The 15,134-nt window shown below is 62.8% G+C and carries 14 protein-coding genes and 1 tRNA gene; 4 read left to right on the plus strand and 11 right to left on the minus strand.

The features are described 5' to 3' along the window. Window positions 1-12: 12 nt before the first annotated feature. Together ACBG85_RS18695 and ACBG85_RS18700 are read right to left on the minus strand one after the other, a co-directional pair. Entirely contained in the window at window positions 13-858 is an 846-nt protein-coding gene (locus tag ACBG85_RS18695) for an alpha/beta fold hydrolase (RefSeq protein WP_372024308.1), read from the minus strand. Then, on the minus strand, window positions 855-2,645 hold the full coding sequence (locus ACBG85_RS18700; RefSeq protein WP_204856357.1) for an amidohydrolase family protein: 1,791 nt from the start codon (window positions 2,643-2,645) through the stop codon (window positions 855-857). The genes ACBG85_RS18695 and ACBG85_RS18700 overlap by 4 nt, the downstream gene beginning before the upstream one ends. Before the next feature lie 97 nt (window positions 2,646-2,742). Between ACBG85_RS18700 and ACBG85_RS18705 the strand changes: the two genes are divergently transcribed. Together ACBG85_RS18705 and ACBG85_RS18710 are read left to right on the plus strand one after the other, a co-directional pair. Further along, window positions 2,743-3,390, plus strand: a complete 648-nt coding sequence (locus ACBG85_RS18705) for a TetR/AcrR family transcriptional regulator (protein ID WP_042923173.1) — start codon at window positions 2,743-2,745, stop codon at window positions 3,388-3,390. A 394-nt stretch (window positions 3,391-3,784) separates the two neighbouring features. Next, on the plus strand, window positions 3,785-3,910 hold the full coding sequence (locus tag ACBG85_RS18710; RefSeq protein ID WP_255246884.1) for a hypothetical protein: 126 nt from the start codon (window positions 3,785-3,787) through the stop codon (window positions 3,908-3,910). Window positions 3,911-3,992: 82 nt separating this feature from the next. Here the strand turns inward: ACBG85_RS18710 and dcm are convergent, their stop codons facing one another. Both dcm and ACBG85_RS18720 read right to left on the minus strand, forming a co-directional pair. Beyond that, the gene (gene dcm / locus ACBG85_RS18715; protein ID WP_372024311.1) at window positions 3,993-5,327 is read right to left on the minus strand and encodes a DNA (cytosine-5-)-methyltransferase; all 1,335 of its coding nucleotides are present in this window, start codon (window positions 5,325-5,327) and stop codon (window positions 3,993-3,995) included. 120 nt (window positions 5,328-5,447) lie between these two features. Then, a tRNA-Cys gene (locus ACBG85_RS18720) sits at window positions 5,448-5,518 on the minus strand. Window positions 5,519-5,751: 233 nt separating this feature from the next. Here ACBG85_RS18720 and ACBG85_RS18725 point away from each other — a divergent pair. Then, a complete protein-coding gene (locus tag ACBG85_RS18725; RefSeq protein ID WP_372024314.1) occupies window positions 5,752-7,038 on the plus strand; it encodes a multidrug effflux MFS transporter in 1,287 nt (428 codons plus the stop codon). Here the strand turns inward: ACBG85_RS18725 and mraY are convergent. Continuing rightward, window positions 7,035-8,111, minus strand: a complete 1,077-nt coding sequence (gene mraY, locus ACBG85_RS18730; protein ID WP_372024316.1) for a phospho-N-acetylmuramoyl-pentapeptide-transferase — start codon at window positions 8,109-8,111, stop codon at window positions 7,035-7,037. The genes ACBG85_RS18725 and mraY overlap by 4 nt on opposite strands. An 85-nt stretch (window positions 8,112-8,196) precedes the next feature. Here mraY and ACBG85_RS18735 point away from each other — a divergent pair, with 85 nt between their 5' ends. After that, a complete protein-coding gene (locus tag ACBG85_RS18735; RefSeq protein ID WP_020970065.1) occupies window positions 8,197-8,730 on the plus strand; it encodes a MarR family winged helix-turn-helix transcriptional regulator in 534 nt (177 codons plus the stop codon). A gap of 77 nt (window positions 8,731-8,807) precedes the next feature. Here ACBG85_RS18735 and ACBG85_RS18740 read toward each other — a convergent pair whose 3' ends face one another. From ACBG85_RS18740 to ACBG85_RS18765, 6 genes are all read right to left on the minus strand, one after another. After that, the gene (locus tag ACBG85_RS18740; protein WP_003941374.1) at window positions 8,808-9,584 is read right to left on the minus strand and encodes an enoyl-CoA hydratase; all 777 of its coding nucleotides are present in this window, start codon (window positions 9,582-9,584) and stop codon (window positions 8,808-8,810) included. After that, window positions 9,584-10,477 carry a 3-hydroxyisobutyrate dehydrogenase gene (gene mmsB, locus ACBG85_RS18745; RefSeq protein ID WP_003941308.1) on the minus strand — a complete coding sequence of 298 codons (894 nt, stop codon included), beginning with the start codon at window positions 10,475-10,477 and terminating at the stop codon, window positions 9,584-9,586. The genes ACBG85_RS18740 and mmsB overlap by 1 nt, the downstream gene beginning before the upstream one ends. Before the next feature lie 23 nt (window positions 10,478-10,500). Then, window positions 10,501-11,559, minus strand: a complete 1,059-nt coding sequence (locus ACBG85_RS18750; protein WP_372024320.1) for an enoyl-CoA hydratase/isomerase family protein — start codon at window positions 11,557-11,559, stop codon at window positions 10,501-10,503. Next, on the minus strand, window positions 11,556-12,716 hold the full coding sequence (locus ACBG85_RS18755; protein ID WP_064075262.1) for an isobutyryl-CoA dehydrogenase: 1,161 nt from the start codon (window positions 12,714-12,716) through the stop codon (window positions 11,556-11,558). The genes ACBG85_RS18750 and ACBG85_RS18755 overlap by 4 nt, the downstream gene beginning before the upstream one ends. Window positions 12,717-12,730: 14 nt before the next feature. Further along, entirely contained in the window at window positions 12,731-14,281 is a 1,551-nt protein-coding gene (locus ACBG85_RS18760) for a CoA-acylating methylmalonate-semialdehyde dehydrogenase (protein WP_042445510.1), read from the minus strand. 129 nt (window positions 14,282-14,410) lie between these two features. Beyond that, a complete protein-coding gene (locus ACBG85_RS18765; RefSeq protein WP_075833746.1) occupies window positions 14,411-15,133 on the minus strand; it encodes a copper homeostasis protein CutC in 723 nt (240 codons plus the stop codon). Between the last annotated feature and the right edge of the window lies 1 nt (window position 15,134).

The following is a 15,134-nucleotide window of genomic DNA, read 5'->3' on the forward strand; positions in this document are numbered from 1 at the left end:
ATCAAAACGCGGTCAGCTGCTGAGATGCTCACCCAGCAGTCGGTCCAACTCGACCGGCGCCTCGTCCGAAATCCAGTGGCTCACGCCGCTGAGAACCTCGAACCGGTACGGGCCGTCGACAAACGCGGGGGTGAGCGCAGACCCTTTGGGGCCGATGGCGGCGTCGCCGTCACTCCAGACGTGCAGGGTCGGCACGGTGACCCTGGCAGTTGCGGGGTTCGGCTTGGTCATCCACATCGCGCGGTACCAGTTCAGACCGCCGCGTAGCCGACCGGGAGCCAGCATGGCGTTCAGATCGCGCCGCGCGTTCTCCGGCGTCTGCCCGCTCGAAATCAGGAACTTTTCACCTGCCGACGTGGAGGACAGAATCTTCTCGGGGACGAAGGGCAATTGGAACGCCCCCATGTACCACGACTTCAGTCCCTGTGTGCTGGTCACCATCGCCTTGACGAACGCCAGTGGGTGCGGAACCGACACCGCGGTCACGGTATCGAGCAAGTCCGGCCGTTCGGCGGCCACCTGCCATGCGACTGCGGCACCCCAGTCGTGGCCGACCAGGTGCACTTTGCCCACCGCGAGCGCGTCGATCAGTGCGACAGTGTCAGCGGCGAGTTCGGACCCACGGTACGCCCAGCGCGCTTTCGGCCTGGCGCCGGGTGAGTACCCTCGCTGATCCGGTGCGACGGTCCGGAAGCCGCGGGCGTGCAGTAACGGCGCAAGGTGATCCCATGAGCGGGAATCCTGCGGAAACCCGTGCAGGAGAACCACGACCGGACCGTCGGCGGGTCCTTCGTCGCGTACGTCGAAGGTCAGCCCGGACCGGGAGTACGAGGTGAGGCGATCCGCCGGTGTAGTCATAGCGCCACGCTAGTCTTCGCGGCCCTGGTAACCGGAGCCTTTTCACCGGCACGCAGGAACTGACCTGTCTTTTCGATTCCGAATCCGGGGGCGAATTCGCCGTCGCGGTAGACGAGTCGGCCGTTGATCACCGTAGCGACCGCTGCGTCGTCGCTGCGGTTGACCATCCGGCTGATCCCGCCGTACTCGGGAACCTTTGCCTCGAACAACCCGTCCACCGACCCGTCGAGCCCGGCCGGGTCGATGACAACGAAGTCCGCGCGGTCACCCTGGCGTAGATGCCCGGCGTCGATGCCGTACCAGTCCGCCAGTTCGCCCGTCAGGCGGTGGATTGCGCGCTCGATGGTGAGGAACGGCTTGCGGTCACTCTGAGCGTCCTTGACGCGCTTGAGGAGTCGCACCGGGTAGTTGTAGAACGCCATGTTGCGCAGATGCGCGCCGGCATCGCCGAAGCCCATCTGCACACCGGAACTCGCGGCGAGTTTCTTCGCGAACTTGGGCCGGTGATTGGCAATGGTGGTGCGCCAGCGAAGATCTCGCCCGTACTTCACCACCAGGTCGAGGTACGCGTCCACCGGGTGCACTCCGCGGATGTCACCGACCTGACCGAAGTTCTTGCCGATCAACGTCTCGTCCGGGCATCCCACGATGACCGCATCGTAGAAATTGCGATGCCAGATGCGGGGTGAGAACTTGTTGTCGTAGTCCTTACGGAATGCGCGACGGTACGACTCGTCCTGGAGCAGTTCGTTGCGCTCCACCTGGTCCTTGAGGTGCAAAGCGGCGGCGCCGGCACCGAACTCCTCGAACACGACCAGGTCGATTCCATCCGCGTAGACGGTGAAGGGAACCGGAAGGTGCTGCCACTTGAAATCGGTCTTGGCGAAGCGATTGAGCAGTGGGGCCGCAGCGAGCATGAAGTACACGATCACCGGATAGGCCTTCGAATCCGCACCGGAGAGCAGCGACGTCTTGAGCGGCTTCTTGCGTCCGATCGCCGAGCTTTCGGCGAAGAACGCCGCGACGTTCGGATGCAGGTTGATGGTCGGAGCGCTCTGCAAGATCTTTCCGCGATCACGAAGGATGCGGTTGAGGAATCGGAACTCTTTCCACCGTGCATACGTAGACGGCAAAGAGCGAGAACGATATTCGTCGCCGTCGATCTTGTCGAGGGCATTGGTCATCGACGACAGGCCGAGCATCCCAGCGTCGATGGCATCCTCGAGCATCGAGCCCATCCGGCCGAGTTCCGAGCGAGTCGGCTTGACCTTCTTGTCGGTGCCGCGCCCCAGTCCGAGTACGTGCGTGCGGATGTCGGAATGACCGATGAAGGCCGCGACATTGGGTCCGAGGGGAAGGGCTTCGAGGGCGGCGGTGTACGCCGCGGGACCGGTCCAGGTCTTGTTCGCTTCGAGGATGCGCAGCACCGCGTCGTGGGGAACTGCTTCGACCCGGCTGAACAGATCCGCGATCTCGCGCGGCGTCGAATACACCGTCGACAGCGAGCAATTGCCGAGCACGACCGTCGTGACGCCGTGGCGAACCGATTCCGGAAGCCCTGGACTGACCAAGGCTTCGGCGTCGTAGTGCGTGTGGACGTCGACAAAGCCGGGGAGAACCCATTTGCCGGCCGCGTCGATCACTTCTGTGTCCGGCCCGATCTCGAGGCGCGTCGTGGACACCTCCGCGACCACGCCGTCTCGAATTCCGAGATTACGACGCAGACCTGGAGCCCCCGTCCCGTCGAACCACAACCCGTCGTTGACCACGATGTCGAAAGCAGACACTGTCGGACTCCTCGCCTCACGTATGTGTTACCTCACGTTATAGACAGCGTTGAGTAAAAGTCAATGAACCTTCCGAACCAATACATAAGATGACGGAATGGCTGCAGTCCCCCGCTCCCCCGAAGACCGTCAGAGGCAAATCCTCGAGGTGGCAGTACACATGTTGCGGACCGAGCCTTTCGACCAACTGTCGATGGATCGCGTCGCAGCCGAGGCCGGTGTCTCGCCGCCACTGCTGTTCCACTACTTCAAGAACAAGAAGGGTTTCCAGAACGCCATCCTCGAGGCCGCCTCGGCCGATCTCGAAGATCGAATGCGACCGGATCCCGAGCTACCCATCACGTCCCAGCTGCGCTCAGGCATCGAGACATTCGTCGACGCCGTTATCGAGCACCCCACCATTTACCTCGCCGTGATGCGCATGGCCGGCAGTGGCGACGTTCGAATGCGCACGATCTACCGAGGCATGCGCCGCACTTTCACCACGTGGATCGTCGCTGCGCTGACGAATCTAGGCATCGAATCGAATGCGACCGTGGAGGCGACAATCGCCGGGTGGCAGGCATTCATGGAGGAAATCGTCGTCAACTGGATCGACGAGCCGACGCTCGAGCGAGGCGAAATGGTCGACCTCTGCGAACGAATCTTCTACCACTGCCTACCGGCAGCGGGCATCAGCGTGGAGCAAATAGTGGCAGCCACCGTTGTCGCGACGGCCAGTGAGTCCGGCGCAACACAACTGTGATCTTCGTGCCGGGGTTTCACAGGTGGTCACGATTGGGTATCTTGCTTGCAGTGGCACTGGACCACGACCCCAACACATGAAGGATCCAACATGGAGTCTGTCGAAAACGTATTGCCCGAGGGTGTCAAGCTCGAAGACGTCTTGAGTGTCCTCAAGGTCGCAGTTGCGGGCATCGGCCTCATCAGCGCACTTTCGGCATTCAGCTGATCGCAAAGCGTCATCGACAGGCCGGACTTCGGGGAGTCCGGCCTGTTTTTTGTTTACGTTCCTGAACAATCCGTGAACTTTTCAGCAACTTCAGCGCAAAGCGGTCATTTCGACCCAAACAAGCGTCCAGTTTGCTAACTTGTGTCTGCGACACAAGGTCGTACAGAAACACCACGCAGACACAACCTTGTACATACAAACCTGTACATACGACACGGAGGACCGAAACATGGGTTCCATCAACACCCTCAGCGCCGTCATCGACATCATCAAGGTCGTCCAGCCGTTGATCGCCAAGCTCAACCTCAGCTGATTCGCTTGGACCACACCCCTGCCAGGGCGTAACTCGAAATGGGGCCGACATCGTCGGCCCCATTTTCCGTAGGTGCCCTATCTCAGCCGAGTGCCTTCTTGATCTCTCCTGCCAGTACCGACGCCAGCTGCGGCGGCACCGCATTGCCGATCATGGTGCGCACCGCTCCCCACTTACCCTCGAAGACGTAGTCGTCGGGAAAGGTCTGGAGGCGAGCAGCTTCTCGAACGGTCAACGATCGCGTGTGTTTCGGATGCACGTTGCGTGAAGCCGAGATCATCCCGAAAGTGGTTCCGACCGTGGACGCCGGCTCGTCCCACCGGAGGCGCTTGTACGTCGTGTTGTATCCGGACGACGGTCGCATCGCCGGATCTTCGTTGTCGTGAGCCGACATTCCTTCTGGTACATCACGCAGCCACCGCAAGACGTGCTCGGGATGTTCGACGGCCCAGTGCAGCGGGTCCGCCTCGCAGGCCTGCCCGGATTCCAGCGGGGCCAGGTCGACGGTGGCGTCGCGGAAAGTCCTCAGCGGTGCAACATCATTCACGCCGTGAGTCTTCGGCGGGAAACGCAGCGGCCCGATACCACTGTCGCGGCGGGTCGCCACGATGAACACTCGTTCCCGGAACTGCGGCACTCCGTAATCCTGCGCATTCACCGTGTTGACCGAGGCGTCATAACCGCATGCAGCCATCTCGCCGAGAATCCGGTCGACGACCATCCCACCGTCCGGGTCTTTCATGCTCAGCAGCAGCCGAACATTTTCCATCACCACGACCTTCGGCCTCACCAGATCGGCGAGCTCGAGTAGGTTCCGGAAGAGATGGTTACGCGGATCGTCGCGGTCTCGCCGGCCGGCGAGACTGAAACCCTGACACGGCGGCCCCCCGGCCAACACATCGATATTCACCTGTGCCAGAAGATCTTTCACACGGGCTTCGTCGATCGCCCGGATGTCCTCACCGAGGCACTTCGCGCCGGGGAAGTTCCGATCGAAGGTCGCGCGCGCCTCCGGCACGACTTCGATGTATCCCTCCACCGAAAACCCCGCCATCCGAAAGCCTTCGGCCATACCGCCACAACCGGAGAACGCCGTCAATACGGTGGGGCCACCGTTTCCTGCCCCCGCGACCGCACGCCTGGCCACCGAGGCGGGGTCGTTGACCGGTGTCGCTCGACGCGCACGGGTACTACCGCTCGATCGCTTCCGGGGGGCCGCGTACGTGCCCTCACGCTTGGCCGCTTCCAGCGCGGAGAGGGCCGTGAGGACTGCTCGTTCCGCCGGTGGCTTCGGATACGCCTTGTCGAGTTCCCACGCGGAGACGACGGCTGACGAGACTCCCGCCTGGCGGGCGAACTGGAACTGACTGATCCCCACGTGCAAGCGCCGCGATCGCAGGTCCTGTCCCGAAATCAATTCAGTGCCTCACTCATGTGGTCCGCTCGCTCCGGCAGCCCAGACTATCGCAGCCGACCCCGCGAACCAGGACCACACAAGAGAGACCGGCAGGCGATATGCCTGCCGGTCTCCGAGACGAGCGGATGACGGGACTCGAACCCGTGTGAACGGCTTTGCAGGCCGGTGCCTAGCCACTCAGCCACACCCGCGTCAGTGAGTAACTCTGCCCTGAGTGACGATCTCGAACCACAGTTCCGCTCAGCATGATTCGAGTGCATTCTCACCAAGCGTTCCAGTCTCTGGGAAAAGTGCGGGCCCTTCGGGAACAAATCGGTCAGTCTCGATGCTGACTCCCTCGGTGGGCGCAGGTCATTCGATTGCGGCCCGAAATTCGACCGAACGACCGAGCAGTTCGCCAGACCCAGACAACCCAGAAGGTTTCATGAGTGCCGAGAACACCGCCGTTGCCCCGCACGTCAAGGCAGCCCCGCCCATAGAGGCAGCCCCGCCTGTGAAGGCAGCTCCGCTGGAAACGAGCAGTGTCGATCGTAAGCCGAGCGTCGGCAAGATCCTGGCCCTCGGTTCCATGACGGCGCTCGGGCCCTTCACCATCGACATGTACCTGCCCGCGCTGCCGGATATCGGCGCCGATCTCGGAGTCTCGTCGTCAACGGTTCAGCTGACGATCACCGGAACCCTCATCGGCCTCGCGCTCGGACAGCTGTTGGTCGGGCCGCTCTCGGACACCCTCGGCCGCAAGAAGCCGCTGCTTGCCGGAATCGGCGTCCATATCCTGGCTTCGCTGCTGGCAGTCTTCGCACCGAGCATCGCTGTCCTCGGCATCCTGCGGGTTTTCCAGGGCATGGGCGCGGCAGCCGCGGCAGTGGTCACCATGGCGATCGTCCGCGACCTCTACAGCGGTAACACCGTTGCCGTCGTGATGAGCCGGCTGATGCTCGTGCTCGGTGTGGCACCGATCCTGGCGCCCAGCATCGGCGGCGCTCTCCTCGTCGCCCTCGACTGGCGCGGAATCTTCGTCGTCCTGGCGTTGATCGGCGTCGGCACAGCGATGATCGGTGCGTTCGGACTCGCAGAAACACTGCCGAAGGAAAAGCGTCGCCCGAGCGGATTGAAGTCGGTTCTCCGTACCTACGGTTCGCTGCTCGGCGACCGCACATTCATGGTCCTGACGCTCGTCTCCAGCGTTGGCATGGCGTCATTGTTCGCGTATGTCTCAGGCGCGTCGTTCGTCTATCAGGATCAGTACGGCCTCAACCAGCAGGAGTTCGCGCTGCTTTTCAGTGCGGGCGCGATTGCGTTGATCGGCGCTTCGCAGGTCAACGTCCGACTGCTGGACCGCTGGACTCCTCAGCAGATCACCAAGTGGGCGCTCGTGGCTGCGGTTGTCTCAGGCGCTGTAGTCATCGCTGTCGCGGTCCTGGAACTGGGCGGGCTCGCCGGATTCGTGATCGCACTGTGGGTCATGGCCGGTGCCATCGGGTTTGTTCTGCCCAACGCCCCGGCACTGGCGCTCGCTCGTCACGGCGAAGCGGCCGGTACTGCCGCGGCAATGCTCGGTGCATTCCAGTTCGGCGTCGGTGCGGCCATCGCGCCCGCAGTCGGTCTACTGGGAAACACGAGCACAGCCCTGGCCGTCACGATGACGGCGTGTGTGTCGCTCGGCCTGATCGCTCTTCTGGCTACGACCCGAAAGAGTGAATCGGTCTAACCGGCAGCGGAGAACCACTCGCTGTAGAAGGTGGCAAGTCCCAGGACACACGAGATCGCGACGAAGATCCAGAATCTTGCGATCACGACGGTTTCCGGCCAACCGAGTAACTCGAAGTGATGATGGATCGGGGCCATCTTGAATACGCGTCGGCCGGATGATCGGAAGACCAGAACCTGGATGATCACCGACAGGATCTCAGCCACGAACAGGGCGCCGATGACGACCATCAGCAGTTCGGTGTGCGTCGTGACGGACAGACCGACAACCAGGCCGCCGAGTGCCAAGGAGCCGGTGTCGCCCATGAAGATCTGAGCCGGGGCGGCATTCCACCAGAGGAAGCCGAGGCACGCCCCGCCTGCGGCGGCAGCGACGATCGCTAGATCGAGAGGGTCACGAACGTCGTAGCAACCGGCGGCAGGCTCGAGGACACACGAGTTCCGGTACTGCCAACCGGCGATGACGACGTAGGTCCCCAGGATCATGCCCATCGAACCGGCCGCGAGACCGTCGAGGCCGTCGGTGAAATTGACGGCGTTGGACCAGGCGAACACCAGAATGCAGAAGAAGACCACAAAGCCGATGGCACCCATGGAGAACACCGAGATGTCACGAACATGGGACAGGTACTGGCTTCCGGGAGTGACTCCGTTGTTGTTGGAGAACTGCAGGAACAAAATGCCGAAGATGATGGCACTCGCCAGCTGACCGACGGTCTTCGCTGTCTTGTTGAGCCCGAGATTGCGCTTCTTACGGATCTTGATGAAGTCGTCGAGAAAGCCGACGATTCCCAGTGACGTGGCGAGCGCGAGAACCAGCCAACCGGATGCAGACAGCCGCGGTAGCCGCGAGCCGAATCCGATGATGTGTGCCGCCAGGTAGCCCGCCCACATACCGGCGATGATCGCGATCCCGCCCATCGACGGGGTGCCACGCTTGCCCTGATGACTCTGCGGACCCTCGATCCGAATCTCGTGCCCGAGCCCCTGCCGCGAAAGCACACGAATGAGAAACGGAGTCAGGAAGAGCGCGACGAACAACGAGACGCCACCCGCTACGAGGATTGAAATCACCCGTGGGACTCTACAGACGTAAGCGGCTGCGACACACAATCAGACAAGGCACCCGACCGCTTGCCAGCATGGGATGATCGAACTTATGTCTCCCCCCGCGCCGCTCCCCCTCGACCCCATCGAAGAGGCGCATCGTCAGTGGACGAAGCACGGTTGGAGCGATGTCGCCGACGGTATGGCTGCGGTCACGTCGGTGATGCGTGCGCAGCAGATCATGATGGCGCGGGTCGAAGAGGTACTCAAGCCTCTCGGGCTGACCTTCGCCCGCTACGAACTGCTGACGCTTCTCACCTTCACCAGGTCGGGCGCACTCCCGATGGCCAAGGCAAGTGCCCGACTCCAGGTTCACCCCACCAGCGTCACCAATGCCGTCGACCGTTTGGAGAAAGCGGAGTTGGTCAGGCGGGTCCCGCATCCCAGCGATCGCCGTGCAACGCTCATCGAGATCTCCGACGCGGGTCGCGCACTGGCCCTCGAAGCGACCGAAATGCTCAACAGCAAGGTGTTCGCTCACCCCGGACTCCAGCAGGACAAGCTCGAGCAATTGGTGACGATCCTCACTGAACTTCGCAAGACTGCGGGTGACTTCGACACCGGCGGCGCACCGACCAAGTGGTGAACCGACCACCCGTACACACAAAGAAACTGCCCTCACACTCTCGACGAGTGTGAGGGCAGTTTCAGCGCTGTTGAAATTCAGCGGTGCTTGAATTCTGCCGACCGCTTCTCCACGAACGCGGTCATGCCTTCCTTCTGATCCTCCGTCGCGAAGGTCGAGTGGAACACCCGACGCTCGAAGCGGACGCCCTCGGCGAGGGTGGTCTCGAAGGAGCGGTTGACTGCTTCCTTGGCCATCATCGCAATCGGCAGCGACATCTCGGCGATGGTGGTTGCGGTCTTCAAGGCATCGTCGAGCAGATCGGCGGCCGGAACGATCCGGGCAACCAGGCCTGCACGTTCGGCTTCTTCTGCGTCCATGTTGCGGCCGGTGAGGCACAGCTCCATGGCCTTGGCCTTGCCCACGGCGCGCGTAAGGCGCTGCGAGCCACCGATACCCGGAATGACACCGAGCTTGATCTCGGGCTGGCCGAACTTCGCGGTATCCGAAGCGATGATGAAATCGCAGAGCATCGCAAGCTCGCAGCCACCACCGAGCGCGTATCCGGAGACGGCGGCGATCAGCGGCTTACGAGCTGCTGCGACGCGATCCCACGGGGTGAAGAAATCCTCGACGTATGCGTCCATGTACGTCTTGGACTGCATTTCCTTGATGTCGGCACCGGCGGCGAAGGCGCGCTCGGAACCGGTGATCAGGATGGCTCCGATGCCGTTGTCCGCCTCGAGGTCGGCAACCGCGGCGACGACCTCGTTCATCAGCTCGGAGTTCAGCGCGTTGAGAGCCTTCGGGCGGTTGAGCGTGATGACGCCGACGCGACCCTTACGCTCGAGGATGATGGTGTTGAAGTCGGTCACTACTGTCCTTCGGTCGAACGGTCACGGATGTCGTTGATGATGGCAGAGAAGTCCTGACCGCCACCGCCTGCGGCATGGAAGCGACTGTAGAGCTCGGCGGCCTTGAGTCCGATCTCCGCATCGACGCCGTTGTTGCGCAGCGCATTTGCTGCCAGACCCAGGTCCTTGTCCATCAGTGCAACAGCAAAGCCAGGCTGGTAGTCGTTGTTGGCCGGGCTGGTGGGCACCGGTCCCGGTACCGGGCAGTTGGTGGTCAGTGCCCAGCACTGCCCCGAGGCGTTGGACGCCACGTCGAAGAGCGCTTGGTTGCTCAGGCCGAGCTTTTCGCCCAACACGAACGCCTCGCTGATCGCGATCATCGAAATGCCGAGGATCATGTTGTTGCAGATCTTGGCTGCCTGGCCGACACCGGCGTCGCCGCAGTGAACGACCTTGCGGCCCATCACGTCCAGCAACGGTGACGCGGCTTGGAAGTCAGCCTCGGAACCGCCGACCATGAATGCCAGCGTGCCTGCGGTAGCCCCGACGACTCCACCGGAGACCGGTGCGTCGACGCTGCGGTGACCGGCCGCTTCGGCCTTGTCGTGTGCCTCGCGGGCGTCGGCGACGTCGATGGTGGAACAGTCGATGAACAGCGTGCCCGGTGTTGCCACCGGTAGCAGCTCTTCGTACAGACCCAGAACGTGCTTACCGCTCGGCAGCATCGTGATCACGACGTCGGCACCGCGAACGGCGTCGACCGCCGAATCCGCCACCGATGCACCGTCTTTGACTGCCTGCTCCAGCGCCGCAGGTGCCAGGTCGAAACCGACGACCTTGTGTCCGGCCTTGACGAGATTGGCCGCCATCGGGCCACCCATGTGACCGAGTCCGATAAATCCAATGGTGCTCATTAGTGATGCTCCTTCGGCGGTGATCAGTTGCCTTGCGGTTGAGGGGCGAGTCCGAGCTCGTTGTCGCCCAGCGGGGCGAAGTAGGCGTCGACGGATTCTGCCGTGACGTCGTCGAGAGTTGCCGGCAACCACTTCGGGTTTCGGTCCTTCTCCACGACCTGGGCGCGAATGCCCTCGACCAGATCGTGTGAGGCGAGCGCAGCGGTCGAGACCCGGAACTCCTCGTTGAGGACTTCTTCCAAGCTTGCTGCTTCCTTGGCATGTCGCAGGGATCGCAGGGTCACCGACAGTGCAATCGGGGACTTGCCGAGAATCTGCTCCGCTGCCTTCTCCGCTTCGGGGATTCCACTTGCGCGAAGACGCTCGACGATGGTGGATACGTCGTCGGCGGAGTACGCGGCGTCGATCCAGCTCTGCTGGGCCAACAGTTCCGACACCGGAGCCGGCTCCGCGTACTGCGCCACGGCGTCGGCAACCGAAGACGACGCGAGTGCGGCGATGAACGTCTCGATGTTCTCCGACGGGATGAAGTGGTCAGCGAAACCTGCTGCGATGGCATCGCCGGCGCTCAGTCGCGCCGTGGTGAGCGCGATGTGCGTCCCGAGTTCACCGGGAGCACGCGAGAGCAGGTAAGTTCCGCCCACGTCTGGAATGAAACCGATTCCGGTCTCGGGCATTCCGATCATCGAGCGCTCGGTCACGATGCGAATGTCGCCGTGTGCGGACACTCCGACGCCACCGCCCATGACGATCCCGTCCATGATCGCGACGTACGGCTTCGGGTAGTTCGCGATCTCGGAGTTGAGGATGTACTCCTCACGCCAGAAGTCGAGCGAACCGGTCTTGCCGTCCTTGGCGTCATGGTAGATCGAGACGATGTCGCCGCCGGCGCACAGACCACGCTCGCCGGCGCCCGTGAGTACGACTGCCTTGACGTCGTCGTCGGACTTCCATTCCTCGAGGGCCTTGGCCATCGCCTTGACCATCGAGTGGTTGAGGGCATTGATCGCCTTGGGACGGTTGAGAGTGATGAGCCCCAGTCCGTCACGCTTTTCGATCGATACCTCGAGCTCGTCGCTCATGCTGCTCCCTGCTTTCCCTGACCTGATGCGACCACGCTGCGGGCGATGACCACCCTCATGATCTCGTTGCTGCCTTCGAGGATCTGATGAACCCGAAGATCGCGGACGATCTTCTCGATCCCGTACTCAGCAAGATAGCCGTACCCGCCGTGAAGCTGGAGGGCCTTGTTGGCTACGTCGAATCCGGTGTCGGTGGCAAAGCGCTTGGCCATCGCACACAACTCCACGACGTCGGACGCTCCGTCTTCGAGTGCGGCAGCGGCGCGCCACAGCAACGTCCTGGCCGCTTCGAGTTCGGTACGCATGTCGGCGAGCTGGAACTGCAGGGCCTGCGACTCGATCAGTGCCGAACCGAAAGCTTTGCGGTCCACCAGATATGCGACTGCCTTCTCCAGCGCTGCCTGGGCCCCACCAACCGAACAGGCGGCGATGTTCAGCCGGCCGCCGTTGAGACCTTTCATGGCGATGCGGAATCCGCTGCCCTCTTCACCGAGCATGTTGGCGGCAGGAACTCGCACGTCTTCGAAGATCACCTGACGGGTGGGCTGCGCGTTCCAGCCCATCTTGATCTCGTTGGCACCGAACGACAGTCCGGGCGAATCCTTGGGCACGATGAACGCCGAGATCCCCTTGGCACCGGCAGATCCGGTGCGTGCCATCACGACGTACACGTCGGAAGTGCCTGCGCCGGAAATGAACTGCTTGACGCCGTTGAGGATGTAGTCGTCGCCGTCACGAACGGCCTTGGTGCTCAGGCCCGCAGCATCGGAGCCAGCGCCGGGTTCGGTGAGGCAGTAGCTGCCCAGTTGATCCATCGAGCAGAGTCCGGGAACCCACTTGTGGCGCTGTTCGTCGTTGCCGAACTGGTCGATCATCCACGTGACCATGTTGTGGATGGAGATGTACGCGGCGATCGACGGATCGCCCTTGGCCAGCTCTTCGAAGATCCGGGCAGCGTCGACGCGACTCAGCTCACTGCCACCCACGTCTTCACGAATGTAGATACCGCCCATTCCCAGGGACGCCGCCTTACGGAGGACGTCCACCGGGAAATGCTTGGTCTGATCCCACTCCACTGCGTTGGGCGCCAGATGCTCGGCCGCAAAGTCGCGGGCAGTGTCACGAATCGCCCGCTCGTCATCGGTCAGAGTAAACATGGAAAGTGTTCCGATCAGTTCATCGTGGGGATGACGAAGTGGTTGTCAGGAGCGGAGTCTACGGAGCGACCCTCCTGACCTGCTTCCTTCTTGCCGGAAGGCCAGCGCTGCGTCACGGTCTTGGTCTTGGTGTAAAAGCGGAAGGAGTCGGGACCGTGCTGGTTCAGGTCACCGAATCCGGAGCGCTTCCAGCCACCGAAGGTGTGGTACGCGATCGGGACCGGGATCGGCACGTTCACGCCGACCATGCCGACGTTGACGCGAGCGGTGAAGTCACGCGCGGTGTCGCCGTCGCGGGTGAAGATGGAGACGCCGTTGCCGTACTCGTGTTCGGTCGGAAGACGCAGTGCCTCTTCGTAATCGGCAGCGCGGACCACCTGAAGGACGGGTCCGAAGATCTCTTCCTTGTAGATGCGCATGTCCGAGGTGACGTTGTCGAACAGGGTTGCGCCGGCGAAGAATCCACCTTCGTGGCCTTCGAGGGTGAAGCCGCGGCCGTCGACGACTGCCGTTGCGCCCTCGTCGATGCCGATCTGCACGTAGTTGTTGACGCGGTCGAGGGCATCCTGGCAAACGAGCGGTCCGAAATCGACGCCTTCGTCGTCACTGCGACCGATCTTGAGCTTCGCGACGCGCTCCTTCAGCTTCGCAACAAGAGCGTCCGCGGTCTCCTCGCCGACGGGAACGGCAACCGAGATGGCCATGCAACGCTCGCCGGCGCTGCCGTAGCCTGCACCGATCAGGGCGTCGGCAACCTCGTCGAGGTCCGCGTCCGGCATGACGATCGCATGGTTCTTGGCGCCACCGAAGCACTGTGCGCGCTTGCCGTGAGCTGCGGCCGTCTCGTAGATGTACTGAGCGATCGGCGTGGAGCCGACGAAGCCGACAGCCTTGATTCGGTCGTCGGTGAGCAGAACGTCGACAACTTCCTTGTCACCGTTGACCACGTTGAACACACCCGCGGGCAGTCCCGCCTCGAGGAACAGTTCAGCCAGGCGCAGCGGGACGGAGGGGTCGCGCTCGGAGGGCTTGAGGATGAAGGCGTTACCGGCGGCGAGGGCGGGGCCGGCCTTCCACAGCGGGATCATCGCGGGGAAGTTGAAGGGCGTGATGCCTGCAACGACGCCGAGCGGCTGGCGCATGGAGTACACGTCGATGCCGGTGCCGGCACTCTCGGTGAATTCGCCCTTGAGCAGGTGCGGAGCGCCGACAGCGAACTCGATGACCTCGAGGCCACGCTGGATGTCGCCCTTGGCGTCGGCGACGGTCTTGCCGTGCTCGGACGAGAGGAGGCGGGCCAGAGAATCCATCTCGGCCTGGGCGAGCTGCAGGAACTTCATCAGCACGCGGGCACGCTTCTGCGGGTTGAACGCTGCCCACACCTGCTGCGCCTCTTCGGCATTGGCGATGATGGCTTCGGTCTCGGCCTTGCTCGCGAGGGGAACGCGGGCCTGCACCTTGCCGGTGTTGGGATCGAACACGTCCGCAAATCGATCAGATGTCCCGGGAACACGCTTGCCACCGACGAAGTGCGTCAACTCGTGAACCGTCGCATTTTCAACCATTGTGCTAACCCGTTCCTTGCTCGTATGGACCGCCCAGGAGGCAGCAGTGAATATGTCTACCATCCTATAGTTGGATGTCCATGTATGTCTAGAGCCCAAGGGCTGTGCGCCTTTATTAACCGCGGGGGGTTAATAAAGGCGCACAGCGCGGAGCGCGGCTGCCGCTTCCTGCGCGACTACTGCATCGGTGACGTCGTATCCGTCCGATCCCCCGCCCGGGCCACCGGACACCGCGACAACCTTGCGTGCCGAGAGATGCACCGCATCGACGCCGACGGCGGCGATTGCCGGGATGTCGTCGACGGTGATTCCGCCACCGGCCATGATCTGGATCCGGCCTGCGGCATGTTCGACCATTCGACCGATCTCGTCGAGTCCCTCACTACAGGTATCGGCACCCCCGGACGTCAGCACGCGGGTCACGCCCAGGTCGATCAGTTCGTCCAGCGCGGTCAGACGGTCGGTCACCACGTCCATCGCACGATGTACTGTCACCTCGACCCGCGCACGGTCCACGCATCCGATGATGCGGCGCAGCACGACGGTGTCGATCGAATTGTCTTCTGTCAGCGCGCCGATCACGATGCCGGAAGCTCCACCGGCCACAGCAGCATGTACGTCGTGCTCCATCACCCACACTTCGTCGGGTGAGAACACAAAACCTCCGGCGCGCGGACGGATCAGCGGGTGAACCGCGATCCCCACCTCCGTCGCAGCCTCGATCACTCCGATGCTGGGCGTCAATCCCCCCGTCGGGCCGAGTGCCGCACACAACTCGACTCGAGTCGCTCCCACCGAACGCGCGATCCTCGCCCCCCGCACGTCCTGCACAGCCAGCTCCAGAACCGTCATG

Source organism: Rhodococcus sp. NyZ502 (genome assembly GCF_041464245.1).
GTDB classification, from domain to species: Bacteria; Actinomycetota; Actinomycetes; order Mycobacteriales; family Mycobacteriaceae; genus Rhodococcus_F; species Rhodococcus_F qingshengii.

What these genes read in the sequence shown, in the direction of transcription:
- ACBG85_RS18735 (WP_020970065.1), top strand. Translation starts at nt 8,197, where the DNA reads ATGTCTCCCCCCGCGCCGCTCCCCCTCGACCCCATCGAAGAGGCGCAT.
- ACBG85_RS18725 (WP_372024314.1), top strand. Translation starts at nt 5,752, where the DNA reads ATGAGTGCCGAGAACACCGCCGTTGCCCCGCACGTCAAGGCAGCCCCG.
- ACBG85_RS18695 (WP_372024308.1), bottom strand. Translation starts at nt 858, where the DNA reads ATGACTACACCGGCGGATCGCCTCACCTCGTACTCCCGGTCCGGGCTG.
- ACBG85_RS18755 (WP_064075262.1), bottom strand. Translation starts at nt 12,716, where the DNA reads ATGTTTACTCTGACCGATGACGAGCGGGCGATTCGTGACACTGCCCGC.
- ACBG85_RS18750 (WP_372024320.1), bottom strand. Translation starts at nt 11,559, where the DNA reads ATGAGCGACGAGCTCGAGGTATCGATCGAAAAGCGTGACGGACTGGGG.
- ACBG85_RS18760 (WP_042445510.1), bottom strand. Translation starts at nt 14,281, where the DNA reads ATGGTTGAAAATGCGACGGTTCACGAGTTGACGCACTTCGTCGGTGGC.
- ACBG85_RS18705 (WP_042923173.1), top strand. Translation starts at nt 2,743, where the DNA reads ATGGCTGCAGTCCCCCGCTCCCCCGAAGACCGTCAGAGGCAAATCCTC.
- ACBG85_RS18765 (WP_075833746.1), bottom strand. Translation starts at nt 15,133, where the DNA reads ATGACGGTTCTGGAGCTGGCTGTGCAGGACGTGCGGGGGGCGAGGATC.
- mmsB (WP_003941308.1), bottom strand. Translation starts at nt 10,477, where the DNA reads ATGAGCACCATTGGATTTATCGGACTCGGTCACATGGGTGGCCCGATG.